The sequence below is a fragment of the Sphingomonas sp. NFR04 genome (genome assembly GCF_900114095.1).
GTDB lineage: Bacteria > Pseudomonadota > Alphaproteobacteria > Sphingomonadales > Sphingomonadaceae > Sphingomonas.
In genome coordinates this window covers 1,154,199-1,173,186 of sequence record NZ_FORV01000001.1, presented here as the reverse complement: position 1 = coordinate 1,173,186, position 18,988 = coordinate 1,154,199, and the positions used below count along the sequence as shown (strand labels likewise).

The following is an 18,988-nucleotide window of genomic DNA, read 5'->3' as shown; positions in this document are numbered from 1 at the left end:
CCGGCGCCGCTCAGCGGTCGCGTTCGAGCGTGAAGCGCGCCACGTCGCGCAGCAGATCGGCCTCGGGGCCGAAGGCGTGGAGATGAGCGATCGCCTGGTCGACCAGCATCCGCGCCTGTTCGCGGGCGCGATCGATGCCGAGCAGCGACAGGAAGGTCTCCTTGCCCGCCGCGCCGTCCTTGCCCAGCTTCTTGCCGACCAGTGCCTCGTCGCCTTCGGCATCGAGAATGTCGTCGACGATCTGGAAGGCGAGGCCGATGTCGCGGGCATAGCCGCGCAGACCGGTGCGGCCCTCGTGCGCCACGCGGCCCAGGATCGCGCCGCATTCGACCGCGCAGGAGATCAGCGCGCCGGTCTTGAGCGCCTGGAGGCGGGTGACGGTGGCGAGATCGAAGCTGGCCTTCTCCGCCTCGAGGTCCATCATCTGGCCGCCGGCCATGCCTGCAGGCCCAGAGGAGCGGGCGAGTTCGGAGATGAGCTCGACGCGCACGAACGGGTCGGCATGGGTCGCCTCATGGGCGAGCAGCTCGAAGGCGAGGTCGTGGAGGCAGTCGCCAGCCAGGATCGCAGTGGCCTCGTCGAACGCCTTGTGCACCGTGGGCTTGCCGCGGCGCAGGTCGTCGTCGTCCATCGCGGGCAGATCGTCGTGGATCAGCGAATAGACATGGATGCATTCGAGCGCGGTGGCGACGCGCGCCGCGCAGCTCTTGTCGACCGCGAACAGCTGCGCGGTGGCGAACACCAGCAGCGGCCGCAGCCGCTTGCCGCCGCCGATCGCGGCGTGGCGCATCGCGCGGTACAGGTCGGCGCGGGGATCGTCCGGCACTTCGAGCAGCCGGTCGAACTGGGCGTCGATCTCGGCCGCGACCTGGCGCAGCGCCGATTCGAGCGCGAGCGATGCGTGCGTCACGCTCGCCACGCCTCAGCCGGCCGCGAAGGGCGTGGTGCCGGCGGCGCGGCCGTCGGCATCGGTGCGGATCGCGTCGATCCGGGCCTGCGCCGCGTCGAGCCGTGCGGCGCATTGCCGGCGCAGCTGGTCGCCGCGCTCATAGAGGTCGATCGCCTCCTGCAACGCCGCTTCCCCGCTCTCCAGCCGGCTCACGATCTTCTCCAGTTCCTTCAGCGCCTCTTCGAAGGAGAGCGCCGTGATATCCGCTTGGTCGGTCATGGTGCCGCTATGCGGCAGGGTGGGGCCCGATGGCAACCGGGCCCCGCCGCAATTTACTGGCCGGCAGGCTTGGTGCGGTAGCGATCGAACCAGGCGAGGATCGCGGAGGCCTTGGCCGCCGACTGGCTGGGCCGCGCCGCGATGCCGCCATGGCTGGCGCCGGGCACCTTCACCAGCGCGGTGGGCACGCCGCGGATCTGGAGCGCCGCATAATATTGCTCCGATTCGCTCACTGGCGTGCGGTAGTCCTCGCTGCCGACCACGACGAGCGTCGGCGTCTTGACGTTGCCGACCAGGCTCAGCGGCGAGCGGTTCCAATAGCTCATCGGGTCTTCCCAGGGCTGCTTGGCGAACCAGTAGCGCGAGGTGAAGCCGGTCGCGTCCATGGTCAGCGCCTCGCTGATCCAGTTGATCACCGGCTTCTGCGTGGCGGCGGCCTTGAAGCGATCATTCTTACCGACGATCCAGGCGGTGAGCACGCCGCCGCCCGATCCGCCGGTGACGAAGAGGTTGTCCGGATCCGCCACGCCCGTAGCGATCGCGGCATCGACGGCAGCCATCAGGTCCCCGTAGTCGTCGCCGGGATATTTCTTGTCGATCAGGTCCGCGAATTCTTCGCCGTACGAGGTGCTGCCGCGCGGGTTGGCGTAGAGCACTGCATAGCCGTGTGCGGCATAGAGCTGGTAATCGGTCGAGAAGCCGGGGCCATAGGCGGTGTGCGGGCCGCCATGGATCTCGAGGATCGTCGGCACGCGGGTGCCGGGCTTCACCCCGGGCGGCGTGACCAGCCAGGCGTCGATCTTGCGCCCATCCGGTGCGGTCACCGCCAGCGGGGTCACCGGCGCGAGTGTCTTGGCGGCGAGGACGGTGTCGTTGAGATGGGTAAGGCGCTTGCCGTTCACATAGATGTCGGCCGGGTGCAGTGCATCGCCGCCGGTATAGGCGATGGTGCCGCTCGCCGAGACGGTGAAGTCGCCGCCGGTATAGGGCCGGTCGAGCCCGCCGCCGGTGAGACCGGTCGCGACCGTCGATACCTTGCCGTCCAGCCCGATGCGGGCAACCTGCTTGCGGCCGTGATCGTCATAGGAAACGAACAGGCTGCGGCCGTCCTTGGCCCACACCGCGCTGTCGATGCTCTTGTCGAGCGCGGCCGTAAGCACGCGGCTACCGCTACCGTCGCGATTCATCACGTAGAGCTGCGTGTTCTGGAAGCTGCGATGCGTATCGTCGAAACCAAGATAGGCGATGCGGGCCCCGTCGGGGGAGAGCACCGGCGCGGCATCGGGGCCGTAGCGCCTGGTGATCTGGGTCAGCGTGCCCGAGGTGACGTCGACTGCGTAGATCTCGCTGTCGTTGGGCTCGCGCTCCCAGTCCTTGCGGCGGTTGCTGCCGAAGAAGAGCGTGCGCCCGTCGTTCGACCAGGCGAGCGGGCCGGCATCGTCGAACTTGCCGAAGGTCACCTGGCGCGGCGCGCCGCCATCCGCCGATACGACGAAGATATGGTCCGAGCCGGGCTTGAGATAGCCGCCGCCATCGGCGCGGTAGGTGACGCGGTCGATCACCTCCAGCGGCTCGGCCCATTTGGCGCCTTCGGGCTTGGGCGGCTGGCTGCCGAGGTTCATGCCCTCGCCGGGCACGGTCATCGTATAGGCGATCTGGGTGCCGTCGGGCGACCAGGCGATGCCCTGCGGGCTGTCCGGCAGGCCGGTGACGCGGGCGGTGGCGCCGGTCGCCATCCAGCGGACGAACAGCTGCGGCGCGCCACCCTCGGCGCTGGAGACATAGGCGAGGCGGGTGCCGTCGGGCGACCAGCGCGGCTGGCTGTGTGAGCCGGTGCCGGCGACCAGCGGCGTCTGCTGGCCGGTCTTCACATCGACCAGCCAGATGCTCGCACGGCCGCGATCGGCCATGATGTCGGCCGACTGGCGGACATAGGCGACCTTGCTGCCGTCCGGGCTGATCTGCGGATCGCTGGCCTGTTCGAGCGCGAACAGGTCGCTGCCGGTGAACAGGCGGGTCGGGCCGTCCTGCGCGAGTGCGGCCGCGGGGATCGCGGCGCTGAGGAGAAGGGCAAGGGGAACGAGGCGCATGAAGGTCTCCGGCAGGACAGATGCGGCATCGTGTTCGGGCGCGGGGCGCTTGGCAAGTCGTTCCGCGCGCAATGGACGGCAGTATGATTGCCGCCCTTGGCACCCTGCGCCTAGGTCCGCGTTGGGAAGCGCGAAGGAGACTTGCAGATGTTCGAACTCATCAACCCGGCGACCGGCGAAACCGTGAATCGCATCGCCGAGCTGGACGATGCCGGGATCGAGGCGGCGCTGGCGCGTGCTGCGGGCGGGTACAAGCAGTGGCGCGGAACCTCCATCGAGACGCGCACCGCGCTGCTATCGAAGATCGCCGATGCGTGGGAAGCCAACAAGCAGCACCTCGCCGAGCTGGCGGTGCGCGAGATGGGCAAGACGATCACCGCGGGTCTGGCCGAGGTGGAGAAGTGCATCTCGGGCTTCCGCCATTATGCCGAGCATGGCCCCGGCTATCTGGAACCCACGACCGTCAAGACGCCGACCGGCCATGCCGTCGCACGCTGGCTGCCGCTGGGGCCGGTGCTGGCGGTGATGCCATGGAATTTCCCCTATTGGCAGGCGGTGCGCTTCCTCGCACCGACGATCCTCGCGGGCAATGTCGCGCTGCTCAAGCATGCGTCGAGCGTGCAGGGCTGCGCGGCGGCGATGGAGGACATGGCGCGCAAGGCGGGCGCCCCCGAGGGGCTGTTCCAGAACCTGGCCATCAAGTCGGGCAAGGTCGACGCGATCATCGCCGACAAGCGGGTGGTGGCGGTGACGCTCACCGGCTCGGAAGGCGCGGGTGCCAAGGTGGCCGAGGCCGCCGGGCGTGCGCTCAAGAAGGTGGTGCTCGAGCTGGGCGGCTCCGACCCATTCATCGTCATGCCCTCGGCCGATCTCGATGCGGCGGTGAAGACCGCGGTGACCGCGCGCGTGCAGAATGCCGGGCAGAGCTGCATCTGCTCGAAGCGGATGATCGTCCATGCCGATGTGTACGATGCCTTCCTGGCGAAGTTCGTCGCGGGGATGGAGGCCGTGAAGATCGGCGATCCGATGGACAAGGACACGGTGATGGGGCCGCTCTCCAGCGTGCAGCAGCGCGACACCGTGCTGGAGCAGGTGGAAAAGGCCAAGGCGGCGGGGGCGAAGCTGCTGACCGGCGGGACGAAGATCGAGCGTGAGGGCGCCTGGATGACGCCGGGCGTCCTGGTCGATCTCGATCCGGAAAGCGACGTCGCCAAGGAGGAGATCTTCGGGCCGGTCGCCGCGGTCTACAAGGTGGCAGATATCGACGAGGCGATCGCGGTGGCGAACGACGTACCGTACGGGCTTGGCTCGTCGGTGTGGACGCAGGACGATGCGGAGGTGGAGCGGTTCGCCCGCGATATCGAGGCGGGGATGACGGCGGTGAACGCGCTGCTCGCCTCGGTGCCCGAAGCGCCGTTCGGTGGCGTGAAGCTGTCCGGCCATGGGCGAGAGCTCGGGCCGTGGGGGCTGCATGAGTTCATGAACCTGAAGGCGGTGATGTTTGGGGGTGGGAAGGCTGGGGATTGAGTTCGTAGTCTTCTTAGCCCCTCCCCTTCAGGGGAGGGGTTGGGGTGGGGCAGTTTCTCGCAGAGACCAAGCTGCGTCCTGGAATCCCTCCACCCCCAACCCCTCCTCCAAGGAGAAGGGGCTAGAGGATGGGACTCACCGCCCCGCCTTCACCTCGTTCAGCAGATCCTTGCGGCTGAGCTTGCCGATCATCGTCTTCGGCAACGCATCGCGGATCACCACTTCCGCCACCCGCTCATGCTTGCCGAGCTGCGCGTTGAGCCAGCCGCACATCTCCTTCGCATCCGCCGTCATGCCCTCGTTGAGCGCGACATAGGCGTGGGGCAGCTCGCCATGGTACGGATCGGGCAGCCCGAGCACGAGCGTCTCCTTCACCGCCGGATGGGTGTAGAGCACCGCCTCGATCTGACTGGGGAACACCTTGAACCCGCCGACCGCGATCATGTCCTTCAGCCGGTCGACGATGTGGATATAGCCGTCCTCGTCGATGATGCCGACATCGCCGGTGCGCAGCCAGTGATCGTCGACGAAGGTGCCGACATCCGCCTCGGGCCGGTTCCAATAGCCCTGCATGATCTGCGGGCCCTGGACGACGATCTCGCCCGGCTCGCCCTCGGGGGCGGGCTTGCGCGGATCTTCCTTGTCGACCAGCCGCACCCGGGTGCCGGCGATTGGCTGGCCGATCGTGCCGCTCTTGTTCAGCCCGACATAGGGGTTGGCCGAGACGACGCCCGAGCTTTCGGACAGGCCATAGCCTTCGATGATGTGGGCACCCGTGACCGATTCCCAGTTGAGCTTGAGCTGCTCCGGCAGCGGCGCGCCGCCCGAGATGCAGAAACGCAGCGAGGCGAAGTCCGACGGCTTCATCCCCGGCGCATCGAGCAGTGCCTGGTACATGGTCGGCACGCCGGGCAGCGAGCGCGGCTTGGTGCGGCGCAGTTCGGTGAGCACCTGCTGCGCGTTGAAGCGCGGCAGCATGACGATCTTGCCGCCGGTGATCACGGTGCGGTTGAGCACGCAGGTGTTGGCGAAGACATGGAAGAAGGGCAGCACGCCGAGCACCGAGTCGTCCGCCTGGCCGAGTTCCGGATCGAGCTCCGCCACCTGGCGGGCGTTGGCGGAGAGGTTCTGGTGGGTGAGCACCGCGCCCTTGGGCGTACCGGTGGTGCCGCCGGTATACTGGATCAGCGCGACATCGCGCTCGGGATCGATGGTCGGATTGATGCAATCGCCCTTGTTGGCGATCAGCTTGGAGAAGGCGAGGATGCGCGGATCATGCGGGCGGGCGGTCACTTCGCTGCCGCGGAACAGCTGGTAGAAGAGCGACTTGGCGGTAGGCAGCGCGCCGGCGACCGAGCCGACGACGAGGCGCTCCAGCCCGCTCTTCTCCAGCACCTTGAGCGCGGTGGGGAGCAGCGCGGTGGCCGAGAGGGTGAACAGCATCCGCGTGCCCGAGTCGGCGACCTGGGCGGCCAGTTCCTCCACCGAGTAGAGCGGCGAGAAGTTCACCACCGTCGCGCCGAGCTTGAGGATGCCGTAATAGGCGGCGACATAATGCGGCACATTGGGCAGGAACAGCCCGATCCGGTCGCCCGGGCCATAGCCCAGCGCGCGCAGCCCGCAAGCGACGCGGTTGGCGCCGTCCAGCACCTCGCCATAGCTGTAGATGCGACCCATGAAATCGAGGAGCGGAGCATGCGGATGGGCCGCCGCGCTCTCCTCGAACAGGTCTACCATGGACCGTAGCGCGTAGCTGCGATCCCACTCTCCTGGATGCCGATAGGCGGTCTTCCAGACCATTTCGGGCTTTGTCATTGACATCAGTGTAAGCAACCCGATTTTGCCATGCAAGCGCGGTTTTTACGCGCACGCAGACGGCCCGCGCACGCTGCGCGTCCTGTCTCTACGGCAATTTCCGAGGTTGGTTCCGCGCCTCAGTGCGCGATACCGCCGCTCCAGGTGACCAGCACCGAGATGGCGAGCACGCCGAGATCGACCGCTGCATGGACCTGCTGGGGCGCGGTGTCGCCGACGCGGTGCATCAGCAGCTCGAAATCGGCACGCGGGGGCGACGGGCGCGCGATGGCGACGACCAGCGCGACAGCTCCGGCAACCAGCAACAGGCGCTTGCGACGCGGCATCGTCCCCATTCTCCCTGCCGCTACGGTACACGTGCCTGCCGGCGCAGGCAAGCTCAGGCCGCGTCGAGTCGCAGCGCGCGGGCGCGGTCGCGACCGGCGGCCTTGGCCTCGAACAGCGCGGAGTCGGCGCAGCGATACAGCGCCTTCCAGTCGAGATCGGTCGCGAGCATGCCGGTGCAGCTGCCGATGCTGGAGGTGATCGTCATGTCGAACGGCATCCGGATCCGGCGCAGGCTGGCGAGCAGCGCCTCGGGCTCGATCCGCTGGACGGCGGGGGTGAGCAGCGCGAACTCCTCGCCGCCCATCCGCGCGATCAGCACCGGCTCGGGCGCGGCGTGGCGCAGCGCGGCGGCGAACAGGCGCAGCACCTCGTCGCCGCCGTCATGCCCTAGCGTCTCGTTGACGCGCTTGAAGTGATCGATGTCAACGAGCAGCAGCTGTTGCGCCTCCTCGCGGCCGATCGCACGCTGCAGGAAGGCACGGCGGTTGAGCAGGCCGGTGAGCGGATCGATGTCCGCCAACTTGCGCGCGATTACCTCGCGGGTGATCGCGGCGTCGCGCTCGTCGCGCAGGAACTTGATCCGGTAGGCCACCGCCAGCGAGGAGACCAGCGCCTCCAGTCCCATCGACAGGATGGTCGAGTTGTCGATCCAGAAGTTCCAGGGGAGGAAGTGCAGCGCGGCGGCGATCCGCACCGCGGCGAGCAGGATCGGCGCGCTCCAGGCGACCGCGAACAGCCAGAGGAAATGGGAGCGCTGGCGCCACGCGCCCCACAAGGTGGGCACCACGATCGCCAGCAGCCCGGCAAAGGCGAGGGTGTAGAGCAGGTCGGCGACGCGCAGCTGCACGGCACCGAGCAGCGCGACCGCCAGCGCCGAGAGCGGCACCGCCATCGCGGCGATCCGACTGGCGCGATCGAGCCAGCGCGGCATCGGCTGGTCCTCGAAGAAGCTGCGGGTGAACAGCGCCGCCGCCCCGCCCGCGAGGCCGATGAACAGATAGTTGAGCCGCAACCGGTCGTTGTTCGCAAGCATCGGCGCCACCCAGGCGAGCGCCCCCGAGGAGGTGAAGGTATAGCCGAGCAGCGCACCCAGCAGCAGGCAGTAATGGAGCTGGAAGCGGTGCCGCATCGCGCACCACAGCGCGAGATTGTACACGATCAGCGCGGCCGCCATCCCGGCGAAGGCGGCGTAGAGCCCGGCGAGGACGAGGTTGGCGTGTTCACTCTCGTCGTGGGTGGCGATGCGCAGCCCTGTGGCGACGCCGCGCAGATTGGCGGCGCCCTCGACATGGAACAGCACGCGCACCAGCGCGGGATCGCGGACCGGCACGGGCAGTTCCGCCACCGCGCCCAGCTGGATCAGCGGGCTGATGCCGCGCCGGTCGCTCTGCCAGCTGCGGACGGCGCCGTCCGCATAGAGGAAGTGGATCGTCTGTTGCGCCTGCCACAGGCTGGCGAAGCGCAGGGCAAGCGGGGTCGCGAAGGTCGAGCGGCGGTCGATCGTGTCCGATATCGCCCAGAAATCGCCGGAACCGAATCGATGCTGCGGCGTCGTACAGTCGAACCGTTCCGGGTGCCGGATCAGTTCGTCTTCCCGCTGCCCCTTGTCCGCCAGCAGGCACACGCCAAGCGGTTGACCGGCAACGCCCGCTTGGGCATGTGCCGGGGGCACGATGCACGCGAGCACCGCGACGAGCGCGATGCAGAGCAGCCGGCGGGATAGGGCGCTAACCATGATGGCGTGGCTACGCCTGTCGGACAAAGAAGACGTAAATGAGGCCGATGCCGGGCACTGCTGACACTGCCGGAGCGCCTCGCAACAAATCTGCGGAACCAGGATCGGGCGGCGCAGCCGCTGCGCCTGCCGGTCGTCTGGACGTTGTCGACGTGCTGCGCGGCTTCGCGCTGATGGCGCTGTTCCTCGTCCATGTCATCGAAAGTTACGAGCTGTTCTGGGCGGTCGAAAAGCCCGGCCTGATCACCGACATCGTCTTCGCGCTGTTCATGGGGAAGAGCTTCTCGCTGCTGGCCCTATGCTTCGGGTTCAGCTTCTTCATCCTGATGGATCGCGCCGCCAAGCGGGGGCAGGACTTCACCGCGCGCTTCGCCTGGCGGCTGCTGCTGCTGGAAGGCATCGGTTTCCTCCACTCGCTGATCTATCGCGGCGACATCATGCAGACGCTGGCGGCGATCGGCTTCCTGCTGCTGTTCTTCAACCGGATCCGCAGCAATGCGGTGCTGCTGGGTGGTGCGGTGTTCTGCCTGATCGGCCCCAGCCTGATCGTGCAACTGGTCGCCGGCGCGCTCGGCGCAGGCTGGGCCAATGCCCCGGCGCAATCCTCGGTCGATCCGGGCATGCCGGTCTATCTGGGCGGCGACCTGTGGCAGGTGCTGCGGGTGAACCTGTGGGCCGGGCAGCAATCCAAATACTGGTTCTTCCTCGAATATGGCCGGATGGTGCAGATCCTCGGCCTCTATCTGCTCGGGTTGGTGCTGGGCCGAACCGATTTCTTCGGCAATCTGGCCAAGAGCCGCCGCTGGCGCCGACCCGCCCTGCTCGGCGCGGGACTGCTCGCGATGCTGCTCTTCCTCACCCGCGAGCCGCTGCGCGTTTCCTTCTCGGGTCTCGGCTTCGGGCTCGGCGCCGATCGTGCCTTCTGGGCGCTGCTCAACATGTGGCTGGACCTTGCCGGCACCGCCTTCTGGGCGCTGCTGGTGATCGCGCTGTACGACGGTCCCGCCCGCCGGCTGGTGCAGCCGCTCGCCGCGCCGGGGCGGCTGACGCTGACCTACTACATCCTGCAATCGGCAGTCTTCGTGCCGATCTTCTACCATTACGGCCTGGGCAAATATGACGACTGGGACGCGGCGACGCGGCTATGGGTCGCGCTGTTCGCCGTCGCGGTGCAGATCGTCGTCGCGCATTGGTGGCTGGCGCGCTTCCAGTACGGCCCGATCGAATGGGTGTGGCGCGCGCTGACCTATCTGCGGCGCGACGTGCCCTTCCGCCGCAAGACCCCGGCGCGCGGCTGACGCGCCGGGGTCGCTTCGCTCAGATGTCCTGGACGAGCCGGCCGTACAGCTCCGGACGGCGATCGCGGAAGAAGCCGAAGGCGGCGCGGTGGCGCTTCACCCGGTCGAGGTCGAGCGTCGCGGTGATCACGCCCTCTTCCGCGCGGTCCAGCTCGGCGAGGATGTCGCCGCGCTCGTCGGTAATGAAGCTGGTGCCGTAGAAGGTCTGGCCATGTTCGGTGCCGACGCGGTTGGCGGCGATCACCGGCACGACGTTGGAGACCGCATGGCCGACCATCGCGCGGCGCCACAGACGGGCGGTGTCGAGGCTGTCGTCATGCGGCTCGCTGCCGATCGCGGTGGGATAGAACAGCACTTCCGCGCCCATCAGCATCATCGCGCGCGCGGTTTCCGGATACCATTGGTCCCAGCACACGCCCACGCCCAGCTTGGCGCCGGGGCCGTCCCACACCTTGAAGCCGGTGTTGCCGGGACGGAAGTAGAACTTCTCCTCATAGCCCGGGCCGTCGGGGATGTGGCTCTTGCGATAGACGCCGGAGACCTTGCCGTCGGGGCCGATCATCGCGAGGCTGTTATAGTGATGCGGCCCATCGGCTTCGAAGAAGCTGGTGGGAATGTGGATGGCCAGCTCGGCGGCGAGCGCCTGCATCGCCAGCACCGCCTTGTGCTCGGTCACCGGCTTGGCCGTGGCGAACAGGCCCTCGTCCTCGACCCGACAGAAATATTCGCCCTCGAACAATTCGGGCGGCAGCACCACCTGCGCGCCGCGGCCGGCGGCCTCGCGGACCAGTTCGGTCACGCGCGCGATGTTCGCGTCGATATCGTTCGAGAAGGCGAGCTGCAGCGCGCCGACGGTAATCTCAGTCATGACGGTCCTCAGAGCGTGATGCCGAACCGGGCGAGCGCCGCGGCGGTCAGGAAATACAACAGGATCGTGAGCCCGATGCCCGCGAGCAGGGCGGGCGTGAAGCCGACCCCGGATCGCATGAGCGCCGGCACGAGCAGGAACATGGGGAGCGAGGGCAGCACATACCAGAAGGTCGCCTGGAGATGGTCCGCGACGCGCACCGGATCCTGCGTGTCGCGCCACAGCCACACCACCCCGAGCAACGAGATCAGCGGCAGCGACGCGACCAGCGCGCCGAACGCGGGACTGCGCCGGGCGATCATCGCCACCACGGCGACGATCAGCCCGGAGAGCAGCGCGCGGACGGCGAAGGCGGTCATCCGATCGTCGGGATCTGCTGCGAGATGCAGTGGAAGCTGCCCCCGCCGGTGAGGATATGGTCCGCCCGCTGGCCGACGATCGCGCGGCCGGGGAAAAGGCCCTGCAGCGTCTCGATCGCGGCCCCATCGTTCGGCTGGCCGTAGAGCGGCACCACCACGGCGGCATTGCCGATGTAGAAGTTCATGTAGCTCGCCGGGATCACCTCGCCGTCCTCGTCCAGCACCGCGCCGGGGGAGGGCATCCGCACGACGTCCACGCCGAATGCCTCGGCGCGGGCGACCGCATCGGCATAGATGGCGGCGTTGGGATCGTCCTGGGCCGGGGTCGGGATCAGCAGCCGGTTGGGGCCGACGAAGCGGGCGAGATTGTCGACATGGCCGTCGGTGTGGTCGTTGGCGAGGCCGTCTCCCAGCCAGAGCACGCGAGTGTAGCCGAGGTCCGCCGCCAGCTTCGCCTCGATCGCGGCACGGTCGAGGTCCGGGTTGCGGTTGGGGTTGAGCAGGCACTGCTCGGTGGTGACGCACAGCCCGGTGCCGTCGCCGTCGATCGCGCCACCTTCGAGGATCCAGCCATGCTTGGCGGTCGCAAGCTTGCGATGCGCGGCGAGGCGGGCGCCGATCGTGTCGTCGCCTTCCAGGTCGTACTTGCCGCCCCAGCCGTTGAAGCCGAAATCCTGCGCGACGCCGTCGCCGGTGACGATGCCGGCGGTGTCGCGCAGCCAGATGTCGCCGAACAGCTCGGTCACCACCTCGGCGGCGTCGCCGGCCATGGCGCGGGCGACGTCTGCGGCGGCGTCATCGGCGGCAACCAGGATCACGCGCTCGCCGCGGCCTTCGGCATGCACCGCGCGGGCAAAGGCGATCACTTCTTCGCGGGCGGGCTCCAGGTCTTCGACCCAGAGGTCGCCATGGCTGGGAAAGCCGATCCAAACCGCGTCGTGCGGCGCCCATTCGGGGGGAGGGGTACGAGTCATGGCGCGGCCTTTAGCCCTGTAGCGTGACAGGGGAAAGGCCGGGCGTCCTCCAACCCCCGGCCGTCATCCCCGCGAAGGCCGGGATCCATTGGCCTGTGCGTTCGCAGCAGGCGCCGCGCCGTCCTGGCAAATGGATTTCCGCCTTCGCGGGAATGACGAGGTGAGGGTCAGGGAGGCGGGGGTTACTGCCCCGCCCGCGCCTTGTCGCGGATGCTGCGGAATTCGGCGTCCTTGAACCAGTTGGGCCAGCTGCTGCCCTCGGCCAGTTCGCGGCCCAGGCCGTAATAGATCCGCAGGTCCGACAGCGCGCCGTCCCAGTTCCAGTTGGGATCATATTCGTCCTGGGGCTTGTGGTAGCGCTGGTCGGTATAGTCCTCCGCCGCCTTGCCCCCGACGACCAGATCGTCACCGCTCTCGCCATAGAGCATCGGCACGCCGAGCTTGGCGAAGCTGAAATGGTCCGAGCGGTAATAGCTGCCCTTTTCGGGGGTCGACTCCACGCCGATCACCCGGCCCTCGGCGGCGACCAGCGGCTTGACCATCTTTTCCAGCTCGGACTTGCCGGCGCCGACCAGCACGAAGTCCTTCGCCTTGCCGTGGATGTTGAGCCCGTCCATGTTCACGCCGCCGACGGTCTTGGCGAGCGGATAGACCGGATGCTCGGCATAATATTGCGAGCCGATCAGCCCCTGTTCCTCGGCGGTCACCGCCAGGAATACCATGCTGCGCTTGGCCGGCCCTGCCTTGGCATTTGCCTCGGCCAGCGCGACCAGCCCGGCGGTGCCGGTGGCATTGTCGACCGCGCCGTTGCAGATGTCGTCGCCATTCACCGGCTTGCAGTGACCGAGATGGTCCCAATGCGCTGAGAACAGCACCACCTCGTCCGGCTTCGCGGTGCCGGGCAGGATGCCGACGACGTTCTTCGAGGCCTGGCGCTTGATCCCCACGCCGAAGCTGGCCGATGCCTTCACCCCCAGCGGCACCGCCTTGAAGCCCTTGTGCTTGGCCGCCTCGACCAGCGCGGCATAATCCTTGCCCGCGCTGGCGAACAGCGCCTTCGCCGAATCCTGCTGGATCCAGCCGATCAGCTGCGACTGGTCCGCATGGTCGCCCGGCGTGTCCTGCTCGAGCTTGGGGCCGCCCCAGCTGCTTTCGACCACGCCCCAGCCATAGGCGGCCGGCTCGGTATCGTGGATGATGATCGCGCCCGCCGCACCCTGGCGCGCTGCTTCCTCATACTTGTACGTCCAGCGGCCATAATAGGTCATCGCCCGGCCGCCGAACGGACCGTCCAGCGTCATCGTCTGCCAGTCGGGATCGTTGATCAGGATGACGACCGTCTTCCCCTTCACGTCGAGCCCGGCATAGTCGTTCCAGCCGCGCTCGGGCGCGTTGATGCCGTAGCCGACGAACACGACCTCGCTGTCCTTGAGGTCGATCTTCGGGGTGACGCGGTAGGTGGAGAACACCGCCTCGCTGCCATAGGCGAGCGACACCGGCGTCTTGCCGCCGGTGAAGGCGAGCTTGCTGGGCGCCTGCACGCTGAGTTCGACCAGCGGCACATCCTGCACCCACTGGCCCTTGTTGCCGGGCTTGAGCCCCGCCTTCTGGAAGCGCTCGATCAGATAGGCGATCGTCTTGTCCTCGCCCGCCGTGGTCGGCTTGCGCCCCTCGAACGCGTCGGACGACAGCGTTTGCGTCACGGTCTTCAGCGTGTCGAGCGACAGGGCGGGGGCAGCGGTCTGCGCCTGGGCGGCGGCAGTGGTCGAGAGCAGGGCAAGGGCAAGCAACGAAAAGCGCATGGAATTCCTCCTGGTGCGCCTGTTCTGCGGACTCCCGCCGGTCCGCACAACGAAAAAGGGCGGCCCCGAAGGACCGCCCCGTTCCTCGTTTCCCGAAGGAAGCCGAATTAGCGCGAGTAGAACTCGACGACCAGGTTCGGTTCCATCTTCACCGGGTACGGCACTTCGTCGAGCGTCGGCACGCGGGTGAAGGTGACCTTTGCCGCACCGTCCGGCGCGACATAGTCGGGGATGTCACGCTCGGCGAGGCTCTGCGCTTCCATGACCAGCGCCATTTCCTGCGCCTTGCCGCTCAGGCTGATTTCCTGGCCCGGCTTGATGCGGCGCGAACCGATGTTGCACTTCTCGCCGTCGACGCGGACATGGCCGTGGTTGACCAGCTGGCGGGCCGCGAAGATCGTCGGCGCGAACTTGGCGCGATAGACGATCATGTCGAGGCGCTGCTCGAGCAGGCCGATCAGGTTCTGACCGGTGTCGCCCTTCATCTTCGAAGCGTCTTCGTACGAGCGCTTGAACTGCTTCTCGGTGATGTCGCCGTAATAGCCCTTGAGCTTCTGCTTGGCGCGCAGCTGGATGCCGAAGTCCGACATCTTGCCCTTGCGGCGCTGACCGTGCTGGCCCGGACCGTATTCGCGCTTGTTCACCGGGGACTTCGGACGACCCCAGATGTTTTCGCCCATGCGGCGATCGAGCTTGTGCTTGGCGCTGGAGCGCTTCGACATGTCAATTCCTTACCAATTGCTGTGACGTTGACCCGGGCGGCAAGCCGTCCTGATCGCGATCCCGGTTTCGCCTGTGCTTCTCTTGCGGGAAAAGCGCAGGGCCACCGCTTCACCGGGGGTGCGGGGCCAATTGCGAAGCGGCGCGCCTAGCGGGGCAGGCCGGCGGAGTCAAGCATTCAGCTGTTCTTGCTGCCCTCGATCGCGAGCGAGCGATTCTGCAAGGCGCGGACGGCGGCAGGATCTTCGCGGCCTTGCAGCGCGCGCCATTCCTCGCGGGTGTGGCATTCCCGCTTCCCCATGTTGGAACCGGTGACAGGCACGCGGCGGCAAACCGGCTTTTCGACCGCCGGCGCGGCCGCGGCAGGTGCCGGCGCCGTCTGCGCGGCAAGCGCCGGCGAAGCGATCAGGCAGCACGCGAAGGCATGAATCAAACGCATAACGAGTCTCCCCCAGTGGAAGGGGCGAAATATCGCGATTCCGCACCTGCGAAAACAGAGAAATTACGAGGAAGTCACCATAGGCTTATCCTGCGCATCCTTTCGATCAGCGATCGCGGTTTGCCGCGTTACTGCCATTCCGCACGTGCGAGAGGATCTGGCTCCGCGCTCGCCCGCGCCGTGCGCTCTTCCTTCCACCGTACGGGCGCCAGTTGCCGAAGCGCCCAAATGGCCGCCCCTCGCACTACGGGGTCGGGATCGTCGAGCAGCGCCGTGACCGGTGCCACCAGCCGCGCGCTGCCGCTGTTGCCCGCCGCGATCAGGCAGTTGCGCACCATCCGGTCGCGGCCGATCCGCTTGATCGGGGAGCCGGCGAAGACCGCGCGGAAGCTGGCATCGTCGAGCGCCAGCAGATCGGCGAGGTAGGGGACAGTCAGCTCGGCCCGCGGATGAAAGGCCAGGTTCGCCTGCGCGGCGGCGGCGAACTTGTTCCACGGGCACACCGCCAGGCAGTCGTCGCAGCCATAGATGCGGTTGCCGATCCCTGCGCGCAATTTGCGTGGGATCGGGCCTTTGTTCTCGATGGTGAGGTAGGAGATGCACCGGCGCGCATCGATGCGATAGGGAGCGGGGAAGGCGTTAGTGGGGCAGGCGGTTTGGCAGGCGTTGCAGCTGCCGCAGCCGCCGCCGCTCGGGCCATCCGATGACAGGTCGAGTGTGGTGTAGATCGCGCCGAGGAACAGCCAGCTGCCATGGCTGCGGCTGACCAGATTGGTATGCTTGCCCTGCCAGCCGAGCCCGGCCGCTTCGGACAGCGGCTTTTCCATCACCGGCGCGGTATCGACGAACACCTTCACGTCCGCGCCCGGCGCCTCGGCGACCAGCCAGCGGGCCAACTCCTTCAGCCGGCGCTTGATCACGTCGTGATAGTCCGCACCCTGCGCGTAGACCGAGATGCGGCCGACTTCGCCTTCGTTCGCCAGTGCCAGCGGATCGGTGGCGGGGGCGTAGCTCATGCCGAGCGCGATCACGGAGCGCACCTCGGGCCAAAGTCCCCTGGGGCTGCCGCGCTGCTCGGCGCGTTCCTCCATCCACAGCATGTCGCCATGCGCGCCGTCGTCCAGCCATTGGCGGAGTCGTTCGGCGGTGCGCGGCGCCGCATCGGCATGCGCGACGCCGCAGGCCGCGAAGCCGATCTCCGCCGCCTTCGCCTTCAGCCGTTCTTCGATGGACTTGTCTTGTCGCACGCGCACCCGCTACCACGTTGGGATTGCTAGGGGGAGGCATCGTTGCAGCAACTCGCCGTCAGTGCCTCCGGGCTGGTCAAGCGCTTCGGCGACCGGCGTGCCGTCGACGGCGTCGGCATCGCGGTGCCCAAGGGGCTGATCTATGGGGTGCTCGGCCCCAACGGCGCGGGCAAGACCACCACGCTGCGCATGCTGCTCGGCATCATCGAGCCGGACGAAGGCGAGCGCACCTTGCTCGGCAGCCGCCATCCGCGCGACCGGAGCGACCAGGTCGGCTATCTGCCCGAGGAGCGCGGGCTCTACCCCAACATGAAATGTCGCGAGGCGATCGCCTTCATGGGTGCGCTGCGTGGCCTACCCTGGGCGACCGGGCGCAAACGGGCAGGGGAGTTGCTCGAAGGTGCGGGGCTGGGCCACGCAGCCGACGACAAGATCCGCAAGCTCTCCAAGGGCATGGCGCAGCTGGTGCAACTGCTCGGATCGGTGGTGCACGAACCCGACTTGCTGGTGCTCGACGAACCCTTTTCGGGGCTGGACCCCGTGAACCAGGAGCGGCTGGAGCTGCTGATCCGCGGCCAGCGCGATCGCGGTGCCACGATCCTCTTCTCCACCCATGTGATGGCGCATGCCGAGCGGCTGTGCGAGCGTATCTCGGTGATCGCCGGCGGCAAGGTGCGGTTCGAGGGGACGGTGGACGAGGCGCGCGCCCTGCTGCCGCTGCGGGCGCGCTACACGCCGCACCACGATGCCGACGCGATCGGGGCGATGCTGCCGGCCGATGCGGTGCGTGAGGGCGGCAGCTGGCGCTTCACCGTGCCCGACGGCGGCATCGAGGCACTGCTCGTCCGGCTGATCGACGCCGGGCACGGCATCTCGGGACTTTCGATCGAGCGGCCGGGGTTGCACGACGCCTTCGTTCGCATCGTCGGTGCCGAGGCGCTGGCCGACCAGCCGGAGACGATCGCATGATGCCGCGCTTCCTCCGCCACGCACTGACCATCGCGCGGCGCGATCTCACCGCGACGGTGATGACGCCGACCTTCCTGCTCTTCCTGCTGAGCCCGCTCCTGATGATCGGCTTCGGCATCATCGGCGGCCTCAGCGGCCAGGCGGCGGGTGCGGCCGGTGAGGCCCGCCAGGTCCTCGTGGCGATCGCGCCGGTCGGCCAGCAGGACGGCGTGCGCGCCGCCGACCGCGAACTGCGCAGCGTGTTCAGCCGCGATTCCGCGCGGCCCAGGCTGCAGCTGGAAGCGCCGCAGGGCGATGCGGCGCGACAGGCACGGGCGCTGTTCAACTCCGACGCGATCGAGGTTGCGGCCGTCCTGTACGGCCCGCTCGATCATCCGACGGTGCTGCGCCGCGCCGGTGCCGAGGCGGAAGGGCGCTATCTCGCCGCGCTCGCCACCCAGACGTTGCGCGCCGAACACGCCCCCGGCGTCCGCAGCACCGCGCGCTTCGAGACCATCGCCGTGCAGGCGCCGACGGTCAGCGGGCGTGGGCAGGCGGCCTATTTCTCCACCTTCGCGATCTTCCTGGTGACGCTGATGCTCTCGGGCCAGGCCGTCGGCGCGATGGCCGAGGAGCGCTCGAACAAGGTGATCGAGATCCTCGCCGCCGCGGTGCCGCTGGAAAGCGTGTTCTTCGGCAAGCTGCTCGGCGCGTTCGGCTCGGCGCTACTGTTCGTCGCCTTCTGGGGCACGCTGGTCGCGAACCTGCCCAAGCTGATGCCCGCGGGCATGGCGGGGGCGCTCGGCGACCTGAGCGTCGCGGTGGGGCCGATCTTCCCGTTGCTGCTGATCGGCTATTTCGTGATGGCCTATCTGCTGCAGAGCGCGGTGTTTCTGGGCGTGGGCTCGCTCGCCTCCACCCAGCGCGAGATCCAGATGCTGTCGCTGCCGATCACCATCTTCCAGTTCGCAATGTTCGGGATGGCCTCCTACGCGGCGGGCAATCCCGAGAGCTGGGTGGCGATCGCGGCGGAGATCGTGCCGTTCAGCTCGCCCATGGCGATGGCGGCGCGGGCGGCGAACGCGCCGGAGCTCTGGCCGCATGCGCTCGCCTTCGCCTGGCAGTCGCTGTGGGTGGCGATCACGCTGACCATCGCGGCGCGGCTGTTCCGGCGCGGGGTGTTGAAGTCGGGGAGCCCGAAGCGGGGGAAGAAGGCGGTGGCGTAGCGTAATCCTTGGCCGCTCTTGTCCCCCTCCCGCTTGCGGGAGGGGTTAGGGGAGGGTGCGACGTGGAGGTTCTATCTGCGCCGGCATCGCCTGCTTCCCTCTCTCACCCTCCCCCAACCCCCTCCCGCAGGCGGGAGGGGGCTTTTGATCATTGCGCTGCGTCGTCGATCGCGTTGCCCGTCCGATCCACGCCGTTGGCCAGCGCATCGCCGGTATCGTCGGCGCCGTCACGGATCGCGCGACCGGCGGCATCGGCACGGTTCTCGATCCGATCGCCCAGCCGGTCCGCCGCGTTGGCGAGCGAATCACCGGTGCGGTCGAGCGAGTTGTCGACCCGGTCTTCGGTGCTCGGCGAGCAGGCGGCGAGGCCGAGTGCCAGCGCGGGAAGCAGGACGGACAGAGTCTTCGGCATATGGTCTCCTGGGTGTCTAGCCAGCGGGCGCAC

The 18,988-nt window shown here is 68.1% G+C and carries 18 protein-coding genes; 4 read left to right on the top strand and 14 right to left on the bottom strand.

Annotation, left to right across the window (positions count from 1 at the left end; genetic code table 11):
• Nucleotides 1–10: 10 nt before the first annotated feature.
• From BM009_RS05495 to BM009_RS05485, 3 genes are read right to left on the bottom strand one after another with little or no spacing between them, the layout of a single operon-like run.
• Entirely contained in the window at nucleotides 11–910 is a 900-nt protein-coding gene (locus BM009_RS05495) for a polyprenyl synthetase family protein (RefSeq protein ID WP_175487894.1), read from the bottom strand.
• Nucleotides 911–922: 12 nt separating this feature from the next.
• On the bottom strand, nucleotides 923–1,168 hold the full coding sequence (locus BM009_RS05490) for an exodeoxyribonuclease VII small subunit (RefSeq protein ID WP_093294393.1): 246 nt from the start codon (nucleotides 1,166–1,168) through the stop codon (nucleotides 923–925).
• A gap of 53 nt (nucleotides 1,169–1,221) precedes the next feature.
• Entirely contained in the window at nucleotides 1,222–3,258 is a 2,037-nt protein-coding gene (locus tag BM009_RS05485; RefSeq protein ID WP_093294660.1) for an alpha/beta hydrolase family protein, read from the bottom strand.
• Between the two features lie 147 nt (nucleotides 3,259–3,405).
• Here BM009_RS05485 and BM009_RS05480 point away from each other — a divergent pair, with 147 nt between their 5' ends.
• A complete protein-coding gene (locus BM009_RS05480; protein WP_093294392.1) occupies nucleotides 3,406–4,785 on the top strand; it encodes an NAD-dependent succinate-semialdehyde dehydrogenase in 1,380 nt (459 codons plus the stop codon).
• A 135-nt stretch (nucleotides 4,786–4,920) separates the two neighbouring features.
• On the opposite strand, the gene BM009_RS05475 is transcribed toward BM009_RS05480, so the two are convergent.
• From BM009_RS05475 to BM009_RS05465, 3 genes are all read right to left on the bottom strand, one after another.
• Nucleotides 4,921–6,600 carry a long-chain-fatty-acid--CoA ligase gene (locus tag BM009_RS05475; RefSeq protein ID WP_093294390.1) on the bottom strand — a complete coding sequence of 560 codons (1,680 nt, stop codon included), beginning with the start codon at nucleotides 6,598–6,600 and terminating at the stop codon, nucleotides 4,921–4,923.
• Nucleotides 6,601–6,719: 119 nt separating this feature from the next.
• Nucleotides 6,720–6,926, bottom strand: coding sequence for a hypothetical protein (locus tag BM009_RS05470; RefSeq protein ID WP_093294389.1), 207 nt, complete (start codon nucleotides 6,924–6,926; stop codon nucleotides 6,720–6,722).
• Between the two features lie 53 nt (nucleotides 6,927–6,979).
• Nucleotides 6,980–8,662 (bottom strand): GGDEF domain-containing protein, encoded by a 1,683-nt coding sequence (locus BM009_RS05465; RefSeq protein WP_254772147.1) that lies wholly within the window; start codon nucleotides 8,660–8,662, stop codon nucleotides 6,980–6,982.
• 38 nt (nucleotides 8,663–8,700) lie between these two features.
• Between BM009_RS05465 and BM009_RS05460 the strand changes: the two genes are divergently transcribed.
• The gene (locus BM009_RS05460; protein ID WP_254772146.1) at nucleotides 8,701–9,960 is read left to right on the top strand and encodes a DUF418 domain-containing protein; all 1,260 of its coding nucleotides are present in this window, start codon (nucleotides 8,701–8,703) and stop codon (nucleotides 9,958–9,960) included.
• 19 nt (nucleotides 9,961–9,979) lie between these two features.
• On the opposite strand, the gene aguB is transcribed toward BM009_RS05460, so the two are convergent.
• The 7 genes from aguB to queG form a co-directional block, all read right to left on the bottom strand.
• Nucleotides 9,980–10,828, bottom strand: a complete 849-nt coding sequence (gene aguB, locus BM009_RS05455) for an N-carbamoylputrescine amidase (protein ID WP_093294386.1) — start codon at nucleotides 10,826–10,828, stop codon at nucleotides 9,980–9,982.
• A gap of 8 nt (nucleotides 10,829–10,836) precedes the next feature.
• On the bottom strand, nucleotides 10,837–11,187 hold the full coding sequence (locus BM009_RS05450; protein WP_093294384.1) for a DUF3147 family protein: 351 nt from the start codon (nucleotides 11,185–11,187) through the stop codon (nucleotides 10,837–10,839).
• Nucleotides 11,184–12,161: an agmatine deiminase family protein gene (locus tag BM009_RS05445; protein ID WP_093294383.1), complete on the bottom strand. Its 978-nt coding sequence runs from the start codon at nucleotides 12,159–12,161 to the stop codon at nucleotides 11,184–11,186. Before BM009_RS05445 ends, BM009_RS05450 begins: the two co-directional genes overlap by 4 nt.
• A gap of 182 nt (nucleotides 12,162–12,343) precedes the next feature.
• The gene (locus tag BM009_RS05440) at nucleotides 12,344–13,963 is read right to left on the bottom strand and encodes a M28 family metallopeptidase (RefSeq protein ID WP_093294381.1); all 1,620 of its coding nucleotides are present in this window, start codon (nucleotides 13,961–13,963) and stop codon (nucleotides 12,344–12,346) included.
• Between the two features lie 107 nt (nucleotides 13,964–14,070).
• The gene (rpsD, locus tag BM009_RS05435) at nucleotides 14,071–14,685 is read right to left on the bottom strand and encodes a 30S ribosomal protein S4 (RefSeq protein WP_066720121.1); all 615 of its coding nucleotides are present in this window, start codon (nucleotides 14,683–14,685) and stop codon (nucleotides 14,071–14,073) included.
• A gap of 176 nt (nucleotides 14,686–14,861) precedes the next feature.
• Nucleotides 14,862–15,122, bottom strand: a complete 261-nt coding sequence (locus BM009_RS05430) for a hypothetical protein (RefSeq protein WP_093294380.1) — start codon at nucleotides 15,120–15,122, stop codon at nucleotides 14,862–14,864.
• Between the two features lie 128 nt (nucleotides 15,123–15,250).
• Entirely contained in the window at nucleotides 15,251–16,369 is a 1,119-nt protein-coding gene (queG, locus tag BM009_RS05425) for a tRNA epoxyqueuosine(34) reductase QueG (RefSeq protein WP_175487893.1), read from the bottom strand.
• Between the two features lie 42 nt (nucleotides 16,370–16,411).
• On the opposite strand from queG, the gene BM009_RS05420 reads away from it, so the two are divergent.
• Nucleotides 16,412–17,338, top strand: a complete 927-nt coding sequence (locus BM009_RS05420) for an ABC transporter ATP-binding protein (protein ID WP_093294378.1) — start codon at nucleotides 16,412–16,414, stop codon at nucleotides 17,336–17,338.
• The gene (locus tag BM009_RS05415) at nucleotides 17,335–18,543 is read left to right on the top strand and encodes an ABC transporter permease (protein WP_093294376.1); all 1,209 of its coding nucleotides are present in this window, start codon (nucleotides 17,335–17,337) and stop codon (nucleotides 18,541–18,543) included. The genes BM009_RS05420 and BM009_RS05415 overlap by 4 nt, the downstream gene beginning before the upstream one ends.
• A gap of 148 nt (nucleotides 18,544–18,691) precedes the next feature.
• Here the strand turns inward: BM009_RS05415 and BM009_RS05410 are convergent, their stop codons facing one another.
• A complete protein-coding gene (locus tag BM009_RS05410; protein ID WP_093294375.1) occupies nucleotides 18,692–18,955 on the bottom strand; it encodes a hypothetical protein in 264 nt (87 codons plus the stop codon).
• Between the last annotated feature and the right edge of the window lie 33 nt (nucleotides 18,956–18,988).

Bases quoted from the DNA above. Each gene is read 5' to 3' on its own strand.
- BM009_RS05465 (WP_254772147.1), bottom strand. From the start codon at position 8,662: ATGGTTAGCGCCCTATCCCGCCGGCTGCTCTGCATCGCGCTCGTCGCG.
- BM009_RS05440 (WP_093294381.1), bottom strand. From the start codon at position 13,963: ATGCGCTTTTCGTTGCTTGCCCTTGCCCTGCTCTCGACCACTGCCGCC.
- BM009_RS05410 (WP_093294375.1), bottom strand. From the start codon at position 18,955: ATGCCGAAGACTCTGTCCGTCCTGCTTCCCGCGCTGGCACTCGGCCTC.
- BM009_RS05415 (WP_093294376.1), top strand. From the start codon at position 17,335: ATGATGCCGCGCTTCCTCCGCCACGCACTGACCATCGCGCGGCGCGAT.
- aguB (WP_093294386.1), bottom strand. From the start codon at position 10,828: ATGACTGAGATTACCGTCGGCGCGCTGCAGCTCGCCTTCTCGAACGAT.
- BM009_RS05460 (WP_254772146.1), top strand. From the start codon at position 8,701: ATGAGGCCGATGCCGGGCACTGCTGACACTGCCGGAGCGCCTCGCAAC.
- rpsD (WP_066720121.1), bottom strand. From the start codon at position 14,685: ATGTCGAAGCGCTCCAGCGCCAAGCACAAGCTCGATCGCCGCATGGGC.
- BM009_RS05470 (WP_093294389.1), bottom strand. From the start codon at position 6,926: ATGCCGCGTCGCAAGCGCCTGTTGCTGGTTGCCGGAGCTGTCGCGCTG.
- BM009_RS05485 (WP_093294660.1), bottom strand. From the start codon at position 3,258: ATGCGCCTCGTTCCCCTTGCCCTTCTCCTCAGCGCCGCGATCCCCGCG.
- BM009_RS05445 (WP_093294383.1), bottom strand. From the start codon at position 12,161: ATGACTCGTACCCCTCCCCCCGAATGGGCGCCGCACGACGCGGTTTGG.
- BM009_RS05480 (WP_093294392.1), top strand. From the start codon at position 3,406: ATGTTCGAACTCATCAACCCGGCGACCGGCGAAACCGTGAATCGCATC.
- BM009_RS05450 (WP_093294384.1), bottom strand. From the start codon at position 11,187: ATGACCGCCTTCGCCGTCCGCGCGCTGCTCTCCGGGCTGATCGTCGCC.
- BM009_RS05430 (WP_093294380.1), bottom strand. From the start codon at position 15,122: ATGCGTTTGATTCATGCCTTCGCGTGCTGCCTGATCGCTTCGCCGGCG.
- BM009_RS05475 (WP_093294390.1), bottom strand. From the start codon at position 6,600: ATGACAAAGCCCGAAATGGTCTGGAAGACCGCCTATCGGCATCCAGGA.
- BM009_RS05490 (WP_093294393.1), bottom strand. From the start codon at position 1,168: ATGACCGACCAAGCGGATATCACGGCGCTCTCCTTCGAAGAGGCGCTG.